Origin of the sequence: Chromobacterium indicum, from assembly GCF_039708975.1 — a bacterium.
Classification (GTDB): Bacteria; Pseudomonadota; Gammaproteobacteria; order Burkholderiales; family Chromobacteriaceae; genus Chromobacterium; species Chromobacterium piscinae.
The window spans coordinates 76944-99913 of the sequence record NZ_JAYFSJ010000008.1; the positions used below are offsets into that span (position 1 = coordinate 76944).

Here is a 22970-nt window from a genome sequence, read left to right on the forward strand (position 1 = left end):
AAGGCTGGCCGACTGCAGTATCGGTTGGATGGAGAGTTAGTTGAGTGTTCTGTGATGGCGGGCCCGTCCGGGAAGGTTTGCGTGTTGGCGGACGGGTTCTACAGCGAGGTCGGATTGTCCGATTCGTTGTCAGCGCGTTTTTCCGCGCGCCGCTCCGGCCGCGCCTCGGCGGAGGAGGGGGGGGTATTGCTCTCGCCGATGCCGGCGACGGTCACTGAGTTGCTAGTGGAGCCCGGCCAGGCGGTGGCGGCAGGCCAGCCTGTGTTGCGGATAGAGGCGATGAAGATGGTGATGACGCTGCCCGCGCCGAAGGATGGGGTGGTGATAGAGGTGGCGGTGGCGCCGCGGGATCCGGTTTTGGCTGGCCAGCGGCTGATGGTGTTCGAGTAGGCGGTCCCGCGGGGCCGAATCATTACGCTTGAGGAGAAACGATCTTGAGTCTTGAAGCAAGCATTGCCCGCTATGCGGCGACGATCCAGTTTGAGCAATTGACGCCCGGGGCGGTGGAGATCGCCTTGCAGGCCATCACGGATATTCTGGGAGTGACGATCGCCGGCGCCGAGGATCCGGATGTCGGAATTCTCGCCGGAGTGGTTGAGAGTTGGGGAGGCGCGCCGCAAGCTGCCGTGCTCGGCCGCCGGACGCGGCTGCCGGCTCCCATGGCGGCGCTGCTCAATGGCGCGGCATCGCGGGTTCTGGATTTTGACGATGTCGCCGATCCGCTCGGCACGCATCCCAGTGTCGCGTTGTTCCCGGCGTTGCTGGCCATCGCCGAACAGACCCAGCCGGGCGTCAGCGGCCGGGAGTTCATCACCGCATTCGCCATTGGGCAGGACCTGTCGGTGCGCTTGGCGGAAGCGCGCCGAGAGACCCTGCTGCAAAGCGGCCGCTATGATTTGAGCAAGGTTATCGCCGCTACCGCGGCCGCTGGTCGGCTGCATCGGCTCAGCGAGGAGCAGCTGCGCCATGCGATGGGCATCGCCTATACCTCGGCGCTTGGAGAGGCGCAGTGCATGATAGACGGCGCGCCGACGGTGTCCTATCAGCAAGGACTGGTCGCTTCCAATGCCGTCAAGGCGGTGCTGCTGGCCAAGGCGGGTTTCGGCGGCACGGTGAATTTCCTCACCGGGCGCTGGGGCTATTATTCCGCGTTCGAGCCGGGCTCGGACTTGTCCAAGGTGTCCGGCGAGTTGGGGGAGCGTTTTGCCGGAGAGGGCGGCGTGGCGTTCAAACCCTATCCGACCTGCCGGCCCAATACCTCGGCCGCAGCGGTGACGCTGGCGCTGACGGGCGGCCGCCGCTACCGTGCCGAAGAGATCGAAACCATCTCGATCCGCACCAACCAGCAGATATACGATCTGGTCAGCGCGCCGGTGGAGCAGAAGCGCGAGCCGCAGACCATAGTGGACGCGCGTTTCAGCATCGCTTACAACGTCGCGGTGGCGTTGGCGACCGGCGATGTGTTCATCGACGACTTCACCGAGGAGGCGATACGGCGGCCGGAAGTGATCGCGATCAGCCGTCTGATCCATCCGGAGACGGCCCAGGAGTGCGAGATCGCCGAATTGGGCACTCACGGCCTGATCAAGGTGGAGATCCGTCTGCGGGATGGTTCGACGTTGAAGGGGCAGATCGACTATCCGAAGGGCAATCCGCGGAATCCGATGACTCAGGACGAGATCCAGGCCAAGTTTGTCAAATGCGTTTCGCGCAGCCGGAAGGCCGCGTTGGCGGGCCGAACCCAGGATATACTGCGCGCGATAGACAGGCTGCCGGAACAGGATAGCCCATTCAGCAGCTTGCTGGGCTTGTTGTGCGATTAAGCACCGCTTGACGGATGATTGAGTGGAATCCCGCGCTTGCCGCGGGATTTTTCATTCCCTGATTTTGTCGGCTGCCCGGGAAATGGAGTCCAGCGCCTGGTCCGTGATATGCAGCGCCTCGGCGCTGACGTCCTGCAGCAGCCGTTCGCGAATGCCGCGCACGACCTGATCGACTTGCGCCGCCATCGACTTGCCCGCTTCCGTCAGCATCAGCACCTTGGCGCGGCGGTCGGTTGGGTCGTCCCGGCGCACGACCAGTCCGGAGCTTTCCAGATGATCGATAAGCCTGACTAGGGATTGGCCCTCGATGCCGAGATGTTCGGCCAGCGCGCGCTGGCGCAGCCCCTCTCCCAGGCGGCCGATCAGCCATAGAGGCGTTGTTGTGGCTTCGGACAGGCCGTACTTCTTCAGCTCCTCATCGGCTACTTGGCGCCATAGGCGGGCGGCGCGCTGCAGTCGCAGGCAGAAACTGTCGTTGGCGACAGAGAGCAGGCTGATGGACAAGAATTTCTCCCGTGGGCGGTGGCGCTTCCGCGAACCGGGTTGGCGTATCGCGGCAGATCATGCCATATGATACGCCAACATCGGCTTGGCGACGAAACGCCGCGTTCAGGGAAAATCAGTACGGCACGACGCGGTCGTTGCCGCCGCCGCTCAGCACTTTGACGCGCTGATTGGCGACAAAGGGGATGTCGGCTTCCTGAACGATGGAGATGGTGCGGCCGGTATCCAGCTTGACGGTGATTTCCAGCGCGTTCTTGGTCATCGCGCGTTGCGCGGCCTGGGTGCCGAAGCCGCCGGCCAGCGCGCCGACGATGCCGCCGGCGATCTGGCCCTTGCCGCCGCCGATATTGCTGCCGGCCAGGCCGCCCAGCGCGGCGCCGCCCAGGGTCAGCAATTCGTTGTTCTGGCCTTCCATTTTCACATTCTGCACCGACAGCACGGTGCCGAGCTGCACGGTCTGCGCCTGGCGCATCTGGCCTTTGGAGTACACGGCTGCGGAATCGGATGTCGAGCAGCCGGCGAGCACGCCGACGCTCAGCAGGCTGACCAGGGTAATGCGGCTGATGGAAGAAATCATTTTTTCCTGCTCCATTCTTTCTATTTAGTTGCGAGCTTGTAGATATTGCGCCGCCGCCCGCGCGCATTCGCCGACCAGCTCCGGACCGCGATAGATCAGGCCGCTGTACAGCTGCACCAGGCTGGCGCCGGCATCCAGTTTTTCCACGGCGTCGTTGCCGGAAAGGATGCCGCCAACTCCTATGATAGGCAGAGCGCCGCCAAGTTCCTTGTGCAGTTTGCGTATGACTTCTGTGGCGCGGCTGCGAACCGGCGCGCCGGACAGGCCGCCGGCCTCGTTTTCCAGCGGATGGCCGGCCACTTCGCGGCGCGACAGCGTGGTGTTGGTGGCGATGACGCCGTCTATGCCGTTGCCGGTCAGCAACCGGGCGATCTCGGCTATCTGCTCGTCGTCCAGGTCCGGCGCGATCTTCACCGCCAGCGGCACGTAGCGGCCGTGCTGGTCGGCCAGCGCCTGTTGGCGCTGCTTCAGCGCGGCCAGCAGCCGGCCCAGCTCGTCCCCTTGCTGCAGTTGGCGCAAGTTCTTGGTGTTGGGCGAGGAGATGTTGACGGTGACGTAGCTGGCGGCGGCGTAGACCTGATCCAGGCAGGCCAGGTAGTCGTCCACCGCGTTTTCTATCGGCGTGATCGCGTTCTTGCCGATGTTGATGCCGAGCACGCCCTTGAATTTGCAGCGGCGCACATTGTCCAGCAGCGCGGCGACGCCATGGTTGTTGAAGCCCATCCGGTTGATGATGGCCTCGTGTTCCGGCAGGCGGAACAGCCGCGGCCTGGGGTTGCCGTCTTGAGGGCGCGGGGTGACGGTGCCGATTTCGATGAAGCCGAAACCGAGCGCGGCCAGCGCGTCGATGTGGGCGCCGTTTTTGTCCAGGCCGGCGGCGAGGCCGATGGCGTTCGGGAAGGTCAGGCCCATCGCCTGCACCGGCTGGCGCGCGGCGGGGGAGGCGGCCAGCGGCGTCAGGCGCAGCCGATGCGCGCGGTCGAGCATCTTCAATGTGTGCTCGTGGGCGGTCTCCGCGTCGAATTTGAACAGCAGCGGGCGCAGCAGCGGGTACAGCATGGCATTCTCCGGGCAGACAAATGCCCGGCATTATAACCGGGCATCGGGATCAGGCCAGTGGCAAATGCGCGGCTTACAGAATCCGGCAGGCCTCGTCGAAGTCGAAGCGCGGCGAGCGCGGGAACAGCTTGTCGGCTTCTCCGTAGCCGAGGTTGATCAGGAAGTTGGACTTGAAGCGGCCATCAGGGAAGAAAGCCGCGTCGACGGCGGCGTTGTCGAAACCGGACATCGGGCCGCAATCCAGGCCCAGCGCGCGGGCGGCCAGGATCAGGTAGGCGCCTTGCAGCGTGCCGTTGCGGAAGGCGGTGGTGTCGATCAGCGGCTGATTGCCCTCGAACCAGCTCTTGGCGTCGGCGTGCGGGAACAGTTGCGGGAGGTGCTCGTAGAAGCGGGTGTCGTGGGCGACGATCACGCAGACCGGCGCGGCCAGGGTCTTGTCTACGTTGCCGGCGGCCAGGCAGGGCTTCAGCTTGGCCTTGGCTTCGTCGCTCTTGACGAACACCAGGCGGGCCGGCGAGCAGTTGGCGCTGGTCGGAGCCTGCTTCAGCAACTCATGCAGTTGATGCAGCAACTCGTCGCTCACCGGACGCGGCTGCCAGTGGCTGTGGGTGCGGGCGTTCAGGAACAGCTGTTCCAGCGTGGCGTGGGAGAGGGGAGTGCTCATGGTCTTACCTCGGTTGGGGTGGGGTGTTGTTGTTTGGCGTCTCCGGCGGAGGGCGCGGAGTTTTGAGGAGCTGCGTGTTCTTCGAAGGTGTTGGCCTGAACGGAGACGGTGACGCGGCGGTTGCGGGCGCGGCCGTCTGCGGTGGCGTTGTCCGCCACCGGCAGATTGGAGCCATGGCCGACCGCCACCATGCGTTGCGCCGAGATGCCGTTTTCCTGGAACAGCCGCACCACGCCGCCGGCGCGCGCGGCCGACAGCTCCCAGTTGGAAGGGAAGGCGGGCGTGCGGATCGGCGCGTCGTCGGTGAAGCCTTCCACTTTGATCGAGTTGTCCACGTTTGACAGCAGCTTGGCCATATTGGACATCAGCGGCAGCGATTGCTGGTTCGGTTCGGCTTGGCCGATGGCGAACAGCGCGCTGTCGCGGATGTCGATATTGATTCCCTGATCGGTCTGGGTGATGGTGACCTCGCCGCTTTGCACCAGCGGGCTTAAAACTTTGGCCAGGTTTTGCGTCAGCTGGCCCAGCTTGGCGGCCTCTTCCTCCTTGCGGCCGTGGGAGACGGCCTTGGCGATGGGCTTGGTCTGCGGAATCTCTATCATGGTGTTGGCGCCGCCCGAGGGGGGCGTCGACTGCACTGTGACCACCGTGCCGTTGCGGAAGGCGTCCATGATGGCGGACGACATCACTCGGTATTTGCCCTCGTTCAGCGAGGAGATCGCGTACATCACCACGAAGAAGGCGAACAGCAGCGTGATGAAGTCGGCGTAGGAGACCAGCCAGCGCTCATGGTTCTCGTGCTCTTCTTCCTGCTTCTTGCGTCGCGATGCCATCTCCGCCTCCGCCTGATCAGAACAGCTGGGTGTCGAACAGCGATTTCACGCCGCCGGCGAATTCCACGCCGATGCGGCGCGCCACCCGGCTGGAGAAGTCATCCTGCTGGGTGTAGTCCACGGTTTTTTCCGCCTTCACCACGTCGCGGGCCACCGAGGCCACGGTGCCGTAGCCGTCTGCCAGTCCAAGCGGAATGGCTTTTTCGCCCAGCCATACCATGCCGCTGAACATCTGCGGGTCTTTCTTCAGTCTCGGGCCGCGGCCGTTTTCCACCGCCTGGATGAACTGAGCGTGGATGTCGTCCAGCAGTTGCTGGCGGATGGCGTCGTGTTTGGGGTTGGGCGGGGAGAACGGGTCGCCCATCGCCTTGTTCTCGCCGGCGGTTTTCAGCCGGCGGTCTATGCCCAGCTTTTCCATCGCGCCAGTGAAACCGAAGCCGTCTGACAGCACGCCGATGGAGCCGACGATGCTGGCCTTGTCGACGAAGATCTTGTCCGCTGCGGCGGCGATGTAATAGCAGCCGGACGCGCAGACTTCGCTCACCACCACGTAGACCGGAATGTCCGCGTGCTTTTTCTTCAGAAGCCGGATTTCATCGTAGACCATGCCGGACAGCACCGGGCTGCCGCCAGGGCTGTTGGCGTCGATGATCACGCCCTTGGTGTTCTTGTCGCGGAAGGCGTGATCCAGCGCCGAGATCATCTTCTTGCCGGTTTCATTCTCGCTGGTGATGGCGCCGTCCAGCTCGATCACCGCGGTGTGGCCGCCGCCGGCCAGGCCGACCGCGCTTTTTTCCTCGCCGCGCATGAACACGCTGGCGGCGATCATGCCGATGATGACCAGCCAGGCCAGGCGGAAGAAGATTTTCCACTGCCGGCTGCGGCGCTGCTCAACCAGGGAGGCCGAGGCGAGCTTCTCCAGCAGTTGTCGTTCCCAGTTTTGGGTGTCGCTCATTTTTCGAATCTGTTCCAGGATAATCCCGTGAGTCTAGCAAAATTCAGGCGGGCATGACATTCAGCCAGACTTGGCTGTCTTCTTCGACGATGTCCAGCGCCGTCAGGGATTGGCCGCGGCAGGGGCCCCAGGTGCAATAGCCGTTGTCGGGGCGATAGCGCGCGCCGTGCATGCTGCAGATCAGGTAGTGGCCGGAGAGGTCGAATAGATTGCCGTCCTGCAGATCCAGCTCCACCGGGATGTGGCGGCAGCGGTTCAGATAGCCGTAAACCCGGCCGCGGTAGCGGATCACGAAGGCGGGCAGCGGCTCGCCATCCGCCTGGGCGATCTCGAAGCGGCGGGCAAGGCCGCCGTCTTCCAGATCGGAGGAGCGGCAGATCAGCAGAGCCTGGGGAGCAGCCATGACGACAGCTCGGACAAGGAGTGGACGATGGCGCGGGGCTCGCAGCGGATGAGCTCGGCGCTGTCGTGGGCGCCGTGGCTGATGCCGACGCCGTGGCTGCCGGCGTTTCGCGCCATCAGCAGATCATGGCTGGTGTCGCCCACCATTACGGTGCGATCGAGCGCCACGCCGAACAGGTCGGTCAATTGCAGCAGCATGTCCGGGTGCGGCTTGGAGTGGCATTCGTCGACGGTGCGGGTGGCGTCGAACAGATTTTTGATGCCGGCGGCCGCCAGCGCGCGGTCCAGGCCGGCGCGGCTGCTGCCTGTCGCGATGGCGACGAAAGCGCCGCAGTCGCGGATCGCTTCCAGCGTGTCGCGGGCGGCGTCGAACAGCGTGACGCGGTCGAGTCCGGACTGGTAATGGCGGCGAAAGGCGTCCACCAGTTCGGGCAGACGGCTGGCCTGGTCCGGCGGACAGAACTGCTGCATCGCCTCGGCTAGGCGCAGGCCGATCACGTGGCTGGCGGCCTCGCGGCCCGGCACCGGCAAGGCCAGGTCGCGGCAGGCCTGCTGGATGGCATTCACGATATGGGCGGTGGAGTCCATCAGGGTGCCGTCCCAGTCGAACACTACCAGATCGTATTCACGCATCAGCGCGGCTCCAGGGTTTTCAGGAATTTCTGCAGCTCAGGCGGCAGCGGCGCTTCCAGCTTGAGGGGCACGCCGGTCAGCGGGTGCGGCAGCGTCAGGCTTTTCGCATGCAGGAACATTCGCTTCAGTCCTCGCCGCGCCAGCTCCTTGTTCAGCGCGAAATCGCCGTATTTCTCGTCGCCGGCGATCGCGCAGCCGTTGGCCTGCATGTGAACGCGGATCTGATGGGTGCGGCCGGTGCGCAGGTGCGCCTCCACCAGCGTAAATTCAGTGTAGCGCTGCTGGATGGAGAAGTTGGTGTGCGCGTATTGGCCATCGTCGCCTTCGGCCACTTTCACCCGGCGCTCGCCATCCGGCGTATGGAACTTGAACAGCGGCAGCTTCACCTGCTTGATGTTTTCAGGCCAGGGACCGGTAGCCAAGGCGAAGTAGCGCTTGTCCGGCACGTTGTCGCGCATCATGTCGTGCAGCTTGGTCAGTGCGGAGCGCTTCTTGGCCAGCATCAAGAGGCCGGATGTTTCGCGGTCCAGCCGGTGCACCAGCTCCAGGTAGCGCCATTCCGGGTGGGCACGGCGCAGTTGCTCGATCACGCCGAAGGACACGCCGCTGCCGCCATGCACGGCCACGCCGGCGGGTTTGTCGATCACCAGCAGCGCGTCGTCTTCGTAAACCACGGGGAAGGTGGCGGCGGGCACATTCTTTTCCGCGCGTTCCGCGACGCGGATCGGCGGAATGCGCAGCGTGTCGCCGGCCGCCACGCGGTAGCTGGCGTCGACGCGGCCCTTGTTCACCCGTACTTCGCCGGAGCGCAGAATGCGGTAGATATGGCTCTTGGGAACCCCTTTCAGCAGGCGTTGCAGGTAGTTGTCCAGCCGCTGGCCGGCATCTTCTGCGTCCACTTCAAGGAAGGTTACGGAATCTTTGCGAATGTCTGTCATATTGCTTATACTTATGGCGCTGTCCGCAGTGCGAATGCACCCAGAGCGGGCGGCGGTCGGAAACCAAGGTCACGGCCTGTTTAGCGTGATGCTGCTGCGGAAACCGATAATGGCCGGCAGGGGCCAACTCCTGACCTGATGCCGTTTGCACAGCCGCAGCCAAGGTTAACTCGCTCACCGAAAAGTAGCGATGGTAATGCATTTATACGCATAACGCACTCACGAGTATTCCATCCCTTGATGCAAAGCCAGTCAGGGGATTTTGCAGCGAAGTTTGACCCGGCATGCCAGCCGTCCTGCAATGTTTGTCCCGCCTGGTAGGCGGGATCGGCGACAACGCCGATGCGCCGTTTGCGCACAGAATCGCGGGGCTGCATGTGACCAAAATCAGGAAGTCGGCTTTCATAGCAAATCAGCTTTTCTCGATCTTTACCTCGACACTTCTTTCGGAAAGCGCCCATCAATAGTCACTGGGCCGTCAAATACTGGCTGCATCCTTGCGTGAGTGCTGCGCAAGGAATGTAAATGAAACGTATGTTGTTCAATGCGACGCAAGCCGAAGAGCTGCGCGTCGCGATTGTCGACGGGCAGAAGCTCGTCGATCTCGATATCGAGACCGTAGGCAAGGAACAGCGCAAAGGCAATATCTACAAGGGTATCATCACCCGGATCGAGCCCTCGCTGGAAGCCTGCTTCGTCGATTACGGCACCGAGCGTCATGGCTTCCTGCCGTTCAAGGAAGTGTCCCGCTCCTATTTCCAGGGCTATGAAGGCGGCCGTCCGCGCATTCAGGACGTGCTGCGCGAAGGCATGGAAGTTGTGGTGCAGGTGGAGAAGGACGAGCGCGGCAACAAGGGCGCGGCGCTGACCACCTACATCAGCCTGGCCGGCCGCTACCTGGTGCTGATGCCGAACAACCCGCGCGGCGGCGGCGTATCGCGCCGCATCGAGGGCGAAGAGCGCCAGGAGCTGAAGGATCTGCTGTCGCAGCTGGAAGTGTCGCATGGCATGAGCCTGATCGCGCGCACCGCCGGCATCGGCCGCAATCTGGAAGAGCTGCAGTGGGACCTCGGTTACCTGATGCAGCTGTGGCGCGCCATCGAGGGCGCCGCCGGAGCTCAATCCGCGCCGTTCCTGATTCTGCAGGAAGGCAGTCTGGTGATCCGCGCGATCCGCGACTATTTCCATCCGGACATCGGCGAAGTGCTGATCGACACCGATGAAATCCACGATCAGGCCCGCCAGTTCATGAGCCATGTGATGCCGAACATGCTGTCGCGTGTGAAGGTGTACAAGGATCATGTGCCGCTGTTCTCCCGCTTCCAGATCGAACACCAGATCGAAACCGCCTTCTCGCGCAGCGTGCAGCTGCCGTCCGGCGGCGCGATCGTGATCGACCACACCGAAGCGCTGGTCTCCATCGACGTGAACTCGGCTCGCGCCACCAAGGGCGCCGACATCGAGGAAACCGCGGTCAAGACCAACTTGGAAGCGGCGGAAGAGATCGCCCGCCAGCTGCGCTTGCGCGACTTGGGCGGCCTGGTGGTGATCGACTTCATCGACATGGAAAACCCGAAGAACCAGCGCGACGTGGAAAACCGCCTGCGCGACGTTCTGAAGCATGACCGCGCCCGCGTGCAGATGGGCAAGCTGTCCCGTTTCGGCCTGCTGGAACTGTCCCGCCAGCGTCTGCAGCCGTCCCTGGGCGAGACCAGCCACGAGCCATGTCCGCGCTGCCACGGCATCGGCTTCATCCGCGGCACCGAATCGTCGGCGCTGCACATCCTGCGCATCATCCAGGAAGAAGCGATGAAGGAAAACACCGGCGCGGTGCACGCGCAGGTGCCGGTTGACGTGGCCACCTTCCTGTTGAACGAGAAGCGCGCCGAGATCCACTCGATCGAAGAGCGCCTGGATGTCGACGTGGTGCTGATCCCGAACATCCATCTGGAAACCCCGCATTACAAGATCGTGCGCGTGCGTCACGACGACTTGGCCGAGCTGGGCGAAGCGCCGAGCTACAGCCGCGTTGAAGTGCAGGAAGAGGACGTGATCACCAATTTCGGCCAGGAAAAGCCGAAGGTGGAGCGCCAGGAGGCCGCGGTCAAGGGCATCACGCCGCAGCAGCCGGCCCCGAGCGTGGAAGCCAAGCCGGCCAAGCCTGTGGAGCAAGGCGGCCTGTTCGCCGGCATCGCGGCCTGGGTCAAGAGCTTGTTCGCCGAGCCGGAAAAGGCGCCTGCGCAGGATGCCAAGAAAAAACCGGCGCCGGCCGCTGCGCGCAACAACGAGCAGCGCGGCAACCGCCAGCGGCAGCAGGAGCGCCGCACCGGCGGCCAGGCTCGCCGCGAGCACGACCAGCGTCGCCATGCCCAGCAGGATGAGGGCAAGGCCCGTCGCCAGGACGAGCGCAAGGATGCCGATCGCGCTGAGCGCGCCGAACGGAAGGAAGCGCCGAGCCGCGAGCGTGAAGAGCGCAGCGAGCAGCCGCGCGAGCCGCGAGGCAACCGCCGCCGCGAACGCGAGGGCCGCGAGCCGCGTGAGCCCAAGGAAGTCCGCGAGCAGGCTCCGCGAGAAGATCGCGTGAGCGAGAAGGCGGAAAAGCAGGACAAGCCGCAACAGGAGCCGCGTCGCCGTCAGGCGCCGGCAGCCGCTCCGGCTGAAGCCGTCGAGAAGCCGGTGCAGGAAGAGCTGCGTCTGGATGCGGAAGGCGAGCAGGCCGAGCAGGAGCGCGGCGAACGCCGCCGCCGCCGCAGCCGCCGCGATCGTCGCCGCGACAATCCGGAAGCTCAGCAGGAAGGCGTGGCGGAGGCGGCTTCTGAGTCGCAGGCCGCGCCGGTGGCTGAAGCTGCTGGAGCCGCTGTAGCGGCAGCTGTCGCTGCCGTGGCGGTGGAAGCCGCTGTGGACGCGGTTGAGTCCAAGCCGCAGGCGGAATCCGAAGCCAAGCCGGTAGTTGAGCCGGCTCCGGTCGAGGCGGTTGTCGCCGAGCAGCAAGCGCCGGTCGTCATCGTGGCCGAAGCTCAGCCTGAGGCTGTAGTGGTCGAGTCGGCGGTGGTTGTCGAGGCCGAGCAGGCGCCGGTTGCCGAGCCGGTGGCGGTGGAGCCGGTTGTCGTGGCGAAAGCCGAGGCTCAATCCGAGCTTGCCGCTCCGGAAGCGCTTGTCGCGGAAGAAGCCGCGCCAGTAGTGTTGGCGAAGGTGGAAGAGGCTCCGGTTGCGGAAGCGCCGGCAGCCAAGATCGAGGCGATTGCCGTCGAGTCGAAGCCGGTTGCTGTGGAGTCCAAGCCTTTGGACCTGGGCGGCCTGGTGATGATCGCGACCAAGCCGGTGTCTCAGCAGCCCTCGGCGGCGTCGGAGCCGGAGCTGCCGCAAGGCCCGCGCCGCCGCGATGTCGCCGCCGCAGCTGAAGCTGCGGTTGTCGAGCCGGCGCAACTGATGCAGATCGAAACCCGCAACGGTTGAGCGTGACGCGGAGCGGAGAGGGCGGCGCCCTCTCCGCGGGCTTCATGTGTTGACAGTCGCGTTGATCTGAATTAGAATCGCTTTCTCTGATGTTCCCTGATAGCTCAGTTGGTAGAGCGACGGACTGTTAATCCGCAGGTCGCAGGTTCGAGCCCTGCTCGGGGAGCCAGGAATTCAAAAAAGCCCATGCGTTCGCGCATGGGCTTTTTGCATTTCGCGCGGGCTATCCGCTTGGCGTATGCGGGTCTGAATGGAAAGGGTCGCCGACCGGCTTGGCTGCGTCGACGAAGCAAAGGCCGATGGGCGGAAGGGGCTGGGGATGTCCGGGCGAGATGACGATGGCCGGGTTCATCAGGCCCGCAGCCAGCAGCCGGAGATCGAACAACAGGTCCCGAGCATGGGCCATCGCCGAGGCGCGGCCGTGGAACGCGGCATCCAGATTGCGGAGCAGGTCGGCGTAGCATGCCGAGAAACGCGCAAGCAGCGACTGTTCCGGGCTGCCGGGCGGATGGTCGTCGGCGCGGACATTCGCCGGCATCGGCCATACGCCGTCCGGATCGAAGCCGGGAGGAGAGCCTGCCGCGGCGAAGGCCGCCAGTCCGTCGACAAGCGGCGCATCATGGGCGCCCAGCTCGTTGAGCGCCGCCAGCGCGTCGTCCGGCCCGCGGATGGGGGCGATCGGCGTGCCGGGAACATGGTCGACGGCCTGGCGTCGCCTAGCGTCGAAATCCAGCGGCTCATGGCACTGTTGGAGCCCTTTCCGCAGCGAAAGATAAAACCCGGCCGCTCCGGCATGCCTGTTTTCACCATTGGAAGAGAGCGCGATCTGCGGCAGTAGAACATCGCGCAGCAGGCGGGGGCTGAACCGTTCTATGCCTATGGGCGGCGCCCCCGGCGCCAGCGGCGGCGATGACGGGTAGGTCGGCACAAAGCCGGGCAGCGCCACGCTCGGCTGTCCGCCGATGGCGATCTGCAGGTTGGCGGCCAGCGCCATGCGCCGCATCTGCGACGCGATCGCCTCCTCAAGCAGAATGGACAGCGCGCGGTTGGCCGCGGGCTTCAGCGACAGCCAAGCGGCGAGCAGGGGCGGGATCAGGCTATGTTCGCGCCGCAGCGCCTGCTGCAACAGGGCGGGGAGCCTGGCGGCGAATTCCGCGCCGGACAGGCTTTGTATGTTGCGGGCGCCTGCATGCTGCGCCGTTGCTTGCCTAAGGGGGCGGTGCGATACGCTCATGCCGGGTTTTCCTTGGGAGAGGGCGCGCCGCTGCCGGCGCCGCCAACGGTGGAAGCATGGCGGCGCGGTTTCCCCGCTGGGAACTGTTCTTTGGTGTAGACGGCTCTGCGGGCAATGGGCGAGAGGTGGAATGTCGTTGGTATTTTTGCGGCGGGGGGAACCAAACCGCCGCCATTCGCCATAATATGTCGTTTTTATTACGAGTCTTCGCGCCCGTGCGGCCGCGTTTCACTGCAAGCCGATGCCCCAAATCGAAATCCTGAATCAATCGCTGTTCCTGCTGATCAACGCCACGCCGGAAACCTCTCCTCTGGCCATCAAGCTGGCCGCCTTTATCGCCCAGGACGTCATGCGCCTGCTGCCGCTGTGGCTGGCCGCGCTGTGGCTGTGGGGCCGGCCGGCCCTGCGCGGCGTCATTCTGAAATCGGTGGCGCTGACGATTGTGGCCTTGCTCGGCAATTGGCTGATCGGTCTGGCCTGGCCGCATCCGCGGCCGTTCGCCGTCCCGCTTGGCCACACTTTCCTGCTGCACGATGCCACGCCGTCCTTCCCGAGCAATCACGGCACCATTTTCGCGATGATGGCTTTGTGCTGGTGCTTCAGCCCGGCGCGAGGCTGGGGCTGGCTGCTGGCGATCGCCGGCGCGGCGGTGGCCTGGTCGAGGGTATTCCTCGGCGTGCATTTCCCGCTGGACATGCTGGGGGCCTTGCTGGTATCCGTTTTCTGGTACGCTGGCTTGTCGCCGTTGTGGTCCCGCCGCGGCGCAGCTTTGACCGAGTCCCTGGAGTCGCTGTACCGCCAGTTGTTGGCCAAACCGATCGCCGCCGGGCTGATCAGGCGCTGAGCTCGCCTGAGGCTCCCGGCGCGCGCGATGCCGACGGGAGCTTTCGTGCCGCAATCTTCCACTCCGCTTCCAGCCGCCCGCCCGGCCATGCCGCGCGGCGTCTGGGTTTTGGGTTTCGTCAGCCTGCTGATGGACGTGTCGTCCGAGCTGGCGCATAGCCTGCTGCCGCTGTTTCTGGCCGGCACCCTCGGGGTACCGGTGCTGGCCATCGGCTTGATCGAAGGCGTGGCCGAAGCCACCGCGCTGATCTGCAAGGTGTTCTCCGGCACGCTCAGCGACTGGCTGGGCAAACGCAAACCGCTGGTCATGCTGGGCTACGGCCTGGCGGCTTTCTCCAAACCGCTGTTTCCTCTCGCAGACTCCGCTGCCACCGTGCTGCTCGCGCGCTTTGTCGACCGGGTGGGCAAGGGAGTGCGCGGCGCGCCGCGGGACGCGCTGATAGCCGACATCACGCCGCCGGATATCCGCGGCGCGGCTTTCGGCCTGCGCCAGAGCATGGACACCATCGGTGCGGTGCTGGGCCCGCTGCTGGCGATAGCGCTGATGTTTCTTTACCGCGACGATATCCGCAGCGCGCTGTGGTGGTCGCTGCCGCCGGCGCTGTTGGCGGTGGCCGCCATCTGGCTGTGGGTGCGGGAGCCGGCGGAGCATGGCGCGGCGCGCGCGCCTGCCTCTCTGTTCAGTCGAGCTGTCTTTTCTCAATTCTCAGCAGGCTTCTGGGGCGTGGTTGGGCTAGGAGCGGTGTTCACGCTGGCGCGCTTCAGCGAAGCTTTCCTGGTGTTGCGCGGCGCGCAGCTGGGCTTGCCGCTGGCCTGGGCGCCGTTGGTGTTGGTGGCGATGTCTATCAGTTACGCGCTCAGCGCCTATCCGCTGGGTTGGCTGTCGGACCATGTCAGCCGCGCGCGGCTGCTGCAGTCGTCCCTGCTGTTGCTGATCGCGGCCGATCTGGCGCTGGGAGCAGCCGCGGGTCCGGCGATGTTGCTGGCGGGCGCGCTGCTATGGGGCCTGCATCTGGGCTGCAGCCAGGGTTTGTTGTCGGCGCTGGTGGCCCAGACCGCGCCGCCTGGTCTGGCGGGATCGGCATTCGGCCTGTTCAACCTGATCTGCGGCGCGGCGACGCTGTCGGCCAGCGCGCTGGCCGGCGCTTTGTGGCAGACGTGGGGCGGGGCGGCGACCTTCCACGGCGGCGCGGCGTTCGCGGGGGCGGCGCTGCTGCTAGGCCTGGTTTTGCGTCCGTTGCGACAGTTTTGACAGATAGTGTTTTGACTGTGCGCACATTGCCTGTTTTTTAAGCGCACAAAACGGCAAGTTGGTGGTAAAGTAAATGTAAAGTTATTTGCTTATATCAATTTGTTATGTGTTGGCGGAGTGAGCATGTCTGAACGTGAAGTTAGGTTGTGGCCGGAATTCGTCAAGGCCCTGAAGCAGGAAGTGGTGCCGGCCCTAGGCTGTACCGAGCCGATCTCGCTGGCGCTGGCGGCGGCGTTGGCGACCCGCGAGCTGGGCAAGGCGCCGGAGCGCATCGACGCCTGGGTATCGGCCAACCTGATGAAGAACGGCATGGGCGTGACCGTGCCCGGGACCGGCACTGTCGGCCTGCCGATCGCCGCCGCCGTCGGCGCGCTGGGCGGCGACCCGGACGCCAAGCTGGAGGTGCTGAAAAACCTGACCGTCGAGCAGGTGGCGGCTGGCAAGCAGATGCTGGCCGACGGCAAGGTCAAGCTGGGCGTGGCCGCGGTGCCCAACATCCTGTACGCAGAGGCATGTGTCTGGCATGGCGACGAGTGCGCGCGCGTCGCCATCGCCGACGCCCACACCAATGTGATCAAGATCGAGCTCAACGGCGAAGTGAAGCTGAAGCGCGAGGACGCCGACGCCAAGCCCGTGGAAACCTATGATCTGGGCGACGCCACCGCGCGCGACGTTTACGAATTCGCGATGCGCGCGCCGCTGGACAGCATCGCCTTCATCCACGATGCGGCGGTGCTGAACAGCGCGCTGGCCGACGAGGGCATGAGCGGCAAGTACGGCCTGCACATCGGCGCCACGCTGCAGCGGCAGATCGAGGCCGGCCTGCTGTCCGAGGGCCTGCTGTCCAACATCCTAACCCGCACCACCGCGGCGTCCGACGCGCGAATGGGCGGCGCCACGCTGCCGGCGATGAGCAATTCCGGCTCCGGCAACCAGGGCATAGCCGCGACCATGCCGGTGGTGGCGGTGGCCGAGCACGTCAAGGCTGACCAGGAAACCCTGATCCGCGCGCTGGCGCTGTCGCACCTGATCGCCGTCTATATCCATACCAGGCTGCCGAAGTTGTCGGCACTGTGCGCGGTGACCACCGCGTCGATGGGCGCGGCAGCTGGCATGGCCCAGTTGCTGAATGGCGGCTATCCGGCGGTCAGCATGGCGATCTCCAGCATGATCGGCGATCTGGCCGGCATGATTTGCGACGGCGCGTCCAATAGCTGTGCGATGAAGGTGTCCACCTCGGCCGGCTCCGGCTACAAGGCGGTGCTGATGGCGCTGGATGGCACCCGCGTCACCGGCAACGAGGGCATCGTCGCCCACGATGTCGACGTGTCCATCGCCAACCTGGGCAAGCTGGCCACCCAGGGCATGGCGCAGACCGACACCCAGATCCTGCAGATCATGATGGACAAGCGCTGAGCGCGGTTCACCAACGATGCGACAAGCCCGGCGACGCCGGGCTTTTTCGTTTACGACGCCGCGCCGCGCGCGTGCAGGTACTGGGCCGGCGGCGTGCCCAGCGCGCGCCGGAACATGGCGATGAAGTTGCTGGGCGAGGCGTAGCCCAGCGCGTCCGACACCTGGGCGACGGTGCGGCCGGACGCCAGTTGCTCCATCGCCCAGACCAGCTGCGCCTGTTGCCGCCAGCTTGAGAAGCTCATGCCAGTGTCTGCCTGGATCAGCCGGCGCAGGCTGCGGCCGGACAATGCGCCCTGTGCCGCCCATTCGTCGGCTGAGCGGTCCGCGGCCGGATCGGCCAGCATCGCGCGGGCGATCCGCTGCAGCCGGGGATCGGACGGCATGGGCAGGTGCAGCGCCTCGCGCGGCGCCAGCCGGATTTCGTCGAGGATGACGGCAGCGATGCGCCGCTGTTCCGGCTGATGCGGCGCATCGGGCCGCCATGAGGCCGCCCGCCGCACCAGCTCGTGCAGCAGCGGCGTGATGGCCAGCACGCAGGGCCGTATCGGCAGCTGGCCGCAGCTGGCGGGCAGCAGGAAGACGCTCCAGCCGCTCAGCGCCCCGCTGATGCGCACTCGGTGCGGCGTGCCCGGCGGAGTATAGCCGGCGCGGTGCGGCGGCAACAGCCAGGAGCCCGCCGGCGTCTGGACGTGGATCAGCCCGTCGCTCACGCAAAACAGCTGGGCGCGCGCATGACTGTGCCAGTCGTATTCGCGGGTGCCCAGCCGGTACTCGCGGCCGGCCTCGTCGCCGCCGGCCAGCGCGATCAGCTCCGGGCCTTCTAGCCATTCGCTGAGGTCGGTAGTCGATTCCATGATGGCCATTATTCACTATTTTCTGTCCATATGGCGTTACTGAGTCAGCGCCGGGCGCGCCGACAATGATTGGCGCGCGGCCGGCACGGCCGCGGCATCCATTTGAACGGAGAGTCATTATGAAGAGCGTGATCATTGTCGGCGCCGGCATCGGCGGCCTGTGCCTGGCGCAGGGGCTGGCCAAGGCGGGCGTCGGGTTTGAGGTGTGGGAGGCGGACGCCGGGCCGCAGGTGCGGGGCCAGGGGTATCGGCTGAGGATCGACGCGATGGGGCAGCGGGCGCTGCGCCAGTGCCTGCCGCCGGACTTGTTCGAACTGTTCCGCGCCAGCTGCGCGGTCAGCGGGCCGGCGCGCTTCGTCGATCCGCAGTTGAATCCCTTGCCGGGACGCCGGCCGGAGAACTGGCGGGAGAATGCCGGCGAGGGCGAGGCCGACGGCGATTTGAGCGCGGACCGGCAGGTGCTGCGGGACATTTTGAGCCATGGGTTGGCGCCGCGCATTCGCTGGGGGCGGCGGGCGAAGGGATTCGAGCGCGAGGGCGACGGGGTGGCGCTGCATTGCGTCGATGGCCACGCGCATCGGGCGAATCTGGTCGTCGCCGCCGACGGCCTGAACTCGCGGCTGCGCCGGCAATGGCTGCCGCAGGCGGAGCCGGAGGCGATAGGCGCGTTGAATCTGTACGGCAAAGTATCGCCGGCAGGCGTCGATCCGGCCTTGCTGGCTGGCCCGACCATCGTTTTCGCCGACGGTTGGACGCTGGTGATCGAGCCGATGCGTTTTGGCGCGGCGATGAGCGAGCTGGCCGCCCGCCACACGCCGGATTGCCGTTTGAGCGCGACGGGCGATTACGTCTACTGGGCGATGTTCGGCAGGGAGGCTTGCCTGGGCGGAAGCCTGTCCGCTGAGGAGGATGCCGCTGGATTGCGGCGGCGGATCGAGGCGATGTCGAGCGGCCTGCATCCCAGCTTGTCCGACTTGCTGCGGCGCACGGCGCCGGAGGCCGTCATGGGGCGGCCGGTCAGAATGGCGGCCGGCGTTCCGTCATGGCAGCCGGGACGCTTGACCGTGCTGGGCGACGCCATCCACGCGATGAGCCCGGCCGGCGGCGTCGGCGCCAACACCGCGCTGGCCGACGCCGCGATGCTGGCGGCTTGCCTGGCCGATGGCGGCATCGCCCAGGCGGTGGCCCGCTACGAGGCCGACATGCGCAGCCGGGCCGAGCAGGCGCTGGCGGCGACGCGCGCCGGGACCGAGCGCCTGCTCAGGCGGCTTTGATCCCGGCTTATTCCTGCAGCGCCGGGCTCAGCGCCTGGCGCACGCTCTGCTCGTTCAGCGCCGGCGCGCACAGCTCGATGAAGCGGTAAGCGTAGCTGCGCAGGTAGTGGCCGCGGCGGATGGCGATGCGGCTGGTCTGCTGGCCGAACAGCGGCGGGCCTTCCACCACCTGGACGCCGGCGTCGCGGCGCGGGTCAACCGCCATGGAGGCGACGATGCCGACGCCCAGCTCCAGCTCGACGTAGGTCTTGATCACGTCGGCATCCAGCGCCGCCATCACGATGTCGGGCGCCAGGCCGGCCTCGGCGAAGGTGTTGTCTATCTTGGCCCGGCCGGTGAAGCCGTGGTGGTAGGTGACGATGGGGTGCTCGGCCAGCGCACCCAGGGTCAGCGGCTCCCGGTGCAGCGGATGCTCGGGCGGGGCGATCACGCAGTGGTGCCAGCTGTAGTAGGGGAAGGACACCAGTTCCGACACTTCGGTCACCGCCTCGGTGGCGATGCCGATGTCGGCGTCGCCGGCCAGCAGCAGCCGTACCAGCTCTTCCGGGCTGGCCTGGTGCAGCACCAGGTGTACGCGGGGGAAGGCGCGCTTGAACTCGGTCACCACCTGCGGCAGCGCGTAGCGCGCCTGGGTGTGGGTGGTGGCGATGGTCAACTGGCCTTCGTCGCGCAGGCTGAACTGCTGCGCCAGGCGCTTGATGTTGCCGGCGTCCAGCAGCATGCGCTCGACGATGGTCAGCAGCTCCTTGCCAGGGTCGGTCAGGCCGAGGAAGCGCTTGCCCTTGCGGATGAACAGCTCCACGCCCAGTTCGTCTTCCAGGTCCTTGATGTGCTTGCTGACGCCGGATTGGGAGGTGAACAGCGCGTTGGCCACCTCGGTCAGGTTGAAGCCCTGGCGCACGGTTTCGCGGATGATGCGCAGTTGCTGGAAGTTCATGCCTGGTCTCCTTCCGCGGCGAACACGCGCGCGGCGCGCGCCTGCAGCCGCACCGCCTGCCCGACGGCGAGCCCGGCCAGCAGCGGCGAGTCGGCCGGCAGTTCGGCGTCGAAGGACTGGCCGGCCAGTTCGCCCAGGCCCTCCAGTTCGATGCGGGACAGCCCGCCCAGGGTCAGCACCCGCTGTACCCTCGCCGGCAGGCCCGCACCGTGTTCCGGCGCGATGGCCAGCTCGTGCGGGCGGATGAAGGCCTCCACCGGCTGGCCGTGCGGCAACTGGTGGTCGGCGTTCAGCGTCTGGCCGCCGACCGTCACGGCGCCGGCGGCGCTGACGCCGCGGACGCGGTTGGCGCTGCCGAGAAAACCGTAGACGAAGGCGCTGGCCGGCTGGGCGTACACCTCGGCCGGCGAGCCGATCTGCTCCACCTGGCCGTGGTTCATCAGCACCACCCGGTCCGCCACTTCCAGCGCTTCTTCCTGGTCATGGGTGACGAAGATCGAGGTAATGTGCAACTCGTCGTGCAGCTTGCGCAGCCAGCGGCGCAGCTCCTTGCGCACCTTGGCGTCCAGCGCGCCGAACGGCTCGTCCAGCAGCAGCACGCGCGGCTCCACCGCCAGCGCGCGGGCCAGGGCGATGCGCTGGCGCTGGCCGCCGGACAGCTGGGCCGGCAGGCGGTCGGCCAGCCAGTCCAGCTGCACCAGGTCCAGCAGCGCGTGGACCTTGCGCGCGATCTCGGCTTCGAACGGCCGCTCGCGGCGCGGCTTCATCCTGAGGCCGAAGGCGACGTTGTCGAACACGCTCATGTGGCGGAACAAGGCGTAGTGCTGGAACACGAAGCCTACCTGGCGTTCTCGCACGTGGGTGGCGGAGGCGTCCGCGCCGTCCAGCAGCACGCGGCCGGCGTCGGCTTGCTCCAGGCCGGCGATGATGCGCAGCAGCGTGGTCTTGCCGCAGCCGGACGGGCCCAGCAGCGCCACCAGCTCGCCGCCGGGGAAGTTGAGGCTGACGTCGCCCAGCGCGACGAAGTCGCCGAAGGCCTTGCGGATGTTTTCTACTTGTATGCTCATCTCAGTTTTCCTTGACGCTGCGCCATTCCACCCAGCTCTTCAGCGCCAGCGTGACCAGGGCCAGCAAGGCCAGCAGGGACGCCACGGCGAAGGCCGCGGCGAAATTGTACTCGTTGTAGAGGATTTCCACGTGCAAAGGCAGGGTATTGGTCTCGCCGCGGATGTGGCCGGACACCACCGACACCGCGCCGAACTCGCCCATCGCCCGCGCGTTGCTGAGGATCACGCCGTACAGCAGCGCCCAGCGCACATTGGGCAGCGTCACGTGCCACAGCACCTGCCAGCCGCGCGCGCCCAGCACCACCGCGGCTTCCTCCTCCTCGCGGCCCTGGGCCTCCATCAGCGGGATCAGCTCGCGGGCGACGAAGGGTACGGTGACGAACAGCGTGGCCAGCACGATGCCGGGCACCGAGAAGATCACCTTCAGGCCATATTCCGCCAGCCATGGCCCCAGCCAGCCCTGCTGGCCGAACACCAGCACGAAAATCAGGCCGGCGACGACCGGCGATACCGAAAACGGCAGGTCGATCAGCGTGATCAGCAGCTGCTTGCCGCGGAAGTCGAAGCGGGTGACCGCCCAGGCGGCGGCGATGCCGAAGGCCAGGTTCAGCGGCACCGACACCGCCGCGGCCAGCAGCGTCAGCCTCACCGCCGCCAGCGCGTCGGGCTCGGACAGCGCGGTCAGGTAGGTGTCCCAGCCCTTGGCCAGCGCCTCGGCGAACACGACGAACAGCGGCAGCAGCAGGAACACGGCGAAGAAGCCCAGCGACAGTGTCAGGATGGTCCACTTGATGGCGCGCGACTCGCGGGTGGCGGCGCGAGCCTCTAGCTGCTGGGCCTTGTCCGCGGCCGGGCGCGGATGGGTGATGGCGGCGCTCATCGGGCGCCTCCCGCGCGACCGTGGCGGCGCGCGCTCCAGAACTGCAGGCCGTTGATCGCCAGCAAGAGCAGGAAGGACGCGGCCAGCATCACGCTGGCGATGGCGGCCGCGCCGGCGTAGTCGAACTGCTCCAGCTTGCTGATGATCATCAGCGGGGTGATCTCCGACACCATGGGCACATTGCCGGCGATGAAGATCACCGAGCCGTACTCGCCGACCGCGCGGGCGAAGGCCAGCGCGAAACCGGTCAGCAGCGCAGGCTGCAGCGTGGGCAGGATCACATGGCGGAAAATCTGCCAGCGGCGCGCGCCCAGGCAGGCGGCGGCTTCCTCCAGCTCCGACTCCAGGTCTTCCAGCACCGGCTGCACCGTGCGCACCACGAAAGGCAGGCCGATGAAGATCAGCGCCACCAGCACGCCCAGCGGGCCGAACGCCACCTTGACGCCTAGCGGCTCCAGGTATTGGCCCAGCCAGCCATTGCCGGCGTACAGCGCGGTCAGCGCGATGCCGGCCACCGCTGTCGGCAGCGCGAACGGCAAATCCACCAGCGCGTCCACCAGCCGCTTGCCGGGAAAGCGGTAGCGCGTCAGCGACCAGGCCAGCAGCAGGCCGAACACGCTGTTGATGGCGGCGGCGGCCAGCGCCATGCCGAAGCTCAGCCGGTAGGACGCCAGCACGCGCGGCGAAGCGGCGGCCTGCCAGAAGCTTTCCAGCGGCTGGCCGGCGGCGCGCAAGGCCACCGCGGCCAGCGGAATCAGAACCAACAGCGACAGGTAGCTGACGGTGAAGCCCAGCGACAGGCTGAAGCCGGGCAGGACGCGGGGAGGGCGGGGTGGCGGGGCGAGTGTCGCTGACATCGTGGATTCCAATTCATATAACCGAATAAACGATATCTGTGAGGCCCTTATTCTGAAAATAAGTATTTCTTCAATGCTTATTCGATATTATGCAAAACGGGCGATGGGTGCTGGGTATGGGTATGGGGGGATCTTGTTTACGTAAGCGGAGAAGCGTGGATTGGCGAAGTTTCGATGATTGCGAGGCACCCTAATTCCCCTTTCAGGACGCGCAGTCCGAAAAGTCGAGGGCAAGGTTTTAAGCTGGCTTTTGTTTGAGGCGCGGGACGTTAGCGCGCGCCGAGTTAGCCAGCGCCTTGCCCTCGGCTTTTGGGGCGGGAGATCGCGGCCTGTAGGGGCGGCCTGGAGTTGTCTGCGTGCGAATCTTTGATTCGCTCAGCGATAGAGGGCTGGCCGCACAGCCCTCTTACCCGTTCGGCGGGCGGAACCGCCATCTAAAGCATTGTCCGCGCAGCGGACACATTCGCTCGCTTATGTACAAGCGACAGGGATAACCAAAACAAACCGCCCGG

Annotated in this window: 22 protein-coding genes and 1 tRNA gene; 8 read left to right on the forward strand and 15 right to left on the reverse strand. The window is 66.0% G+C overall.

What is annotated here, in order from left to right; translation table 11 throughout:
• The first annotated feature begins 81 nt into the window (after positions 1–81).
• Positions 82–390, forward strand: coding sequence for an acyl-CoA carboxylase biotin carboxyl carrier protein subunit (locus VA599_RS12235; RefSeq protein WP_199776145.1), 309 nt, complete (start codon positions 82–84; stop codon positions 388–390).
• A gap of 44 nt (positions 391–434) precedes the next feature.
• Complete coding sequence (locus tag VA599_RS12240) at positions 435–1823, forward strand: MmgE/PrpD family protein (protein ID WP_346788767.1); 1389 nt, start codon at positions 435–437, stop codon at positions 1821–1823.
• A gap of 51 nt (positions 1824–1874) precedes the next feature.
• Here the strand turns inward: VA599_RS12240 and VA599_RS12245 are convergent, their stop codons facing one another.
• The 9 genes from VA599_RS12245 to VA599_RS12285 form a co-directional block, all read right to left on the reverse strand.
• A complete protein-coding gene (locus VA599_RS12245; RefSeq protein WP_021476299.1) occupies positions 1875–2327 on the reverse strand; it encodes a MarR family winged helix-turn-helix transcriptional regulator in 453 nt (150 codons plus the stop codon).
• 115 nt (positions 2328–2442) lie between these two features.
• A complete protein-coding gene (locus VA599_RS12250) occupies positions 2443–2904 on the reverse strand; it encodes an outer membrane lipoprotein (protein WP_031296090.1) in 462 nt (153 codons plus the stop codon).
• A gap of 24 nt (positions 2905–2928) precedes the next feature.
• The gene (locus VA599_RS12255) at positions 2929–3963 is read right to left on the reverse strand and encodes a quinone-dependent dihydroorotate dehydrogenase (protein ID WP_104946766.1); all 1035 of its coding nucleotides are present in this window, start codon (positions 3961–3963) and stop codon (positions 2929–2931) included.
• Between the two features lie 73 nt (positions 3964–4036).
• The gene (locus VA599_RS12260; RefSeq protein WP_021476302.1) at positions 4037–4627 is read right to left on the reverse strand and encodes a malonic semialdehyde reductase; all 591 of its coding nucleotides are present in this window, start codon (positions 4625–4627) and stop codon (positions 4037–4039) included.
• A complete protein-coding gene (gene motD, locus VA599_RS12265; RefSeq protein ID WP_346788768.1) occupies positions 4624–5460 on the reverse strand; it encodes a flagellar motor protein MotD in 837 nt (278 codons plus the stop codon). Before motD ends, VA599_RS12260 begins: the two co-directional genes overlap by 4 nt.
• Positions 5461–5476: 16 nt before the next feature.
• The gene (locus VA599_RS12270) at positions 5477–6415 is read right to left on the reverse strand and encodes a S49 family peptidase (protein ID WP_021476304.1); all 939 of its coding nucleotides are present in this window, start codon (positions 6413–6415) and stop codon (positions 5477–5479) included.
• A 43-nt stretch (positions 6416–6458) separates the two neighbouring features.
• Positions 6459–6818: a Rieske (2Fe-2S) protein gene (locus VA599_RS12275; protein WP_021476305.1), complete on the reverse strand. Its 360-nt coding sequence runs from the start codon at positions 6816–6818 to the stop codon at positions 6459–6461.
• Entirely contained in the window at positions 6794–7450 is a 657-nt protein-coding gene (locus tag VA599_RS12280) for an HAD family hydrolase (protein WP_346788769.1), read from the reverse strand. Before VA599_RS12280 ends, VA599_RS12275 begins: the two co-directional genes overlap by 25 nt.
• Complete coding sequence (locus VA599_RS12285; RefSeq protein WP_346788770.1) at positions 7450–8388, reverse strand: RluA family pseudouridine synthase; 939 nt, start codon at positions 8386–8388, stop codon at positions 7450–7452. Before VA599_RS12285 ends, VA599_RS12280 begins: the two co-directional genes overlap by 1 nt.
• Before the next feature lie 525 nt (positions 8389–8913).
• Here VA599_RS12285 and VA599_RS12290 point away from each other — a divergent pair.
• Together VA599_RS12290 and VA599_RS12295 are read left to right on the forward strand one after the other, a co-directional pair.
• Positions 8914–11844: an Rne/Rng family ribonuclease gene (locus VA599_RS12290; protein WP_346788771.1), complete on the forward strand. Its 2931-nt coding sequence runs from the start codon at positions 8914–8916 to the stop codon at positions 11842–11844.
• A gap of 93 nt (positions 11845–11937) precedes the next feature.
• Positions 11938–12013 (forward strand) — tRNA-Asn (locus tag VA599_RS12295).
• A gap of 54 nt (positions 12014–12067) precedes the next feature.
• Here the strand turns inward: VA599_RS12295 and VA599_RS12300 are convergent.
• The gene (locus VA599_RS12300) at positions 12068–12970 is read right to left on the reverse strand and encodes a ferritin-like domain-containing protein (RefSeq protein WP_346788772.1); all 903 of its coding nucleotides are present in this window, start codon (positions 12968–12970) and stop codon (positions 12068–12070) included.
• A 349-nt stretch (positions 12971–13319) separates the two neighbouring features.
• Between VA599_RS12300 and VA599_RS12305 the strand changes: the two genes are divergently transcribed.
• The 3 genes from VA599_RS12305 to VA599_RS12315 all read left to right on the forward strand — a co-directional run bounded on the left by VA599_RS12305 (position 13320) and on the right by VA599_RS12315 (position 16589).
• Entirely contained in the window at positions 13320–13922 is a 603-nt protein-coding gene (locus tag VA599_RS12305) for an undecaprenyl-diphosphatase (RefSeq protein ID WP_346788773.1), read from the forward strand.
• A gap of 45 nt (positions 13923–13967) precedes the next feature.
• The gene (locus tag VA599_RS12310) at positions 13968–15173 is read left to right on the forward strand and encodes an MFS transporter (protein WP_234004348.1); all 1206 of its coding nucleotides are present in this window, start codon (positions 13968–13970) and stop codon (positions 15171–15173) included.
• A gap of 123 nt (positions 15174–15296) precedes the next feature.
• A complete protein-coding gene (locus VA599_RS12315) occupies positions 15297–16589 on the forward strand; it encodes an L-cysteine desulfidase family protein (protein ID WP_346788775.1) in 1293 nt (430 codons plus the stop codon).
• A 50-nt stretch (positions 16590–16639) separates the two neighbouring features.
• On the opposite strand, the gene VA599_RS12320 is transcribed toward VA599_RS12315, so the two are convergent.
• A complete protein-coding gene (locus tag VA599_RS12320; protein ID WP_346788777.1) occupies positions 16640–17443 on the reverse strand; it encodes an AraC family transcriptional regulator in 804 nt (267 codons plus the stop codon).
• A gap of 119 nt (positions 17444–17562) precedes the next feature.
• Between VA599_RS12320 and VA599_RS12325 the strand changes: the two genes are divergently transcribed.
• On the forward strand, positions 17563–18717 hold the full coding sequence (locus VA599_RS12325; RefSeq protein WP_346788779.1) for an FAD-dependent oxidoreductase: 1155 nt from the start codon (positions 17563–17565) through the stop codon (positions 18715–18717).
• Positions 18718–18724: 7 nt separating this feature from the next.
• Here the strand turns inward: VA599_RS12325 and VA599_RS12330 are convergent, their stop codons facing one another.
• From VA599_RS12330 to cysT, 4 genes are read right to left on the reverse strand one after another with little or no spacing between them, the layout of a single operon-like run.
• A complete protein-coding gene (locus VA599_RS12330) occupies positions 18725–19654 on the reverse strand; it encodes a CysB family HTH-type transcriptional regulator (RefSeq protein WP_346788780.1) in 930 nt (309 codons plus the stop codon).
• A complete protein-coding gene (locus VA599_RS12335) occupies positions 19651–20721 on the reverse strand; it encodes a sulfate/molybdate ABC transporter ATP-binding protein (protein WP_346788782.1) in 1071 nt (356 codons plus the stop codon). The genes VA599_RS12330 and VA599_RS12335 overlap by 4 nt, the downstream gene beginning before the upstream one ends.
• Before the next feature lies 1 nt (position 20722).
• Positions 20723–21601 (reverse strand): sulfate ABC transporter permease subunit CysW, encoded by an 879-nt coding sequence (cysW, locus tag VA599_RS12340; protein ID WP_346788784.1) that lies wholly within the window; start codon positions 21599–21601, stop codon positions 20723–20725.
• Complete coding sequence (gene cysT / locus VA599_RS12345) at positions 21598–22458, reverse strand: sulfate ABC transporter permease subunit CysT (protein WP_021476319.1); 861 nt, start codon at positions 22456–22458, stop codon at positions 21598–21600. The genes cysW and cysT overlap by 4 nt, the downstream gene beginning before the upstream one ends.
• Positions 22459–22970: the final 512 nt, after the last annotated feature.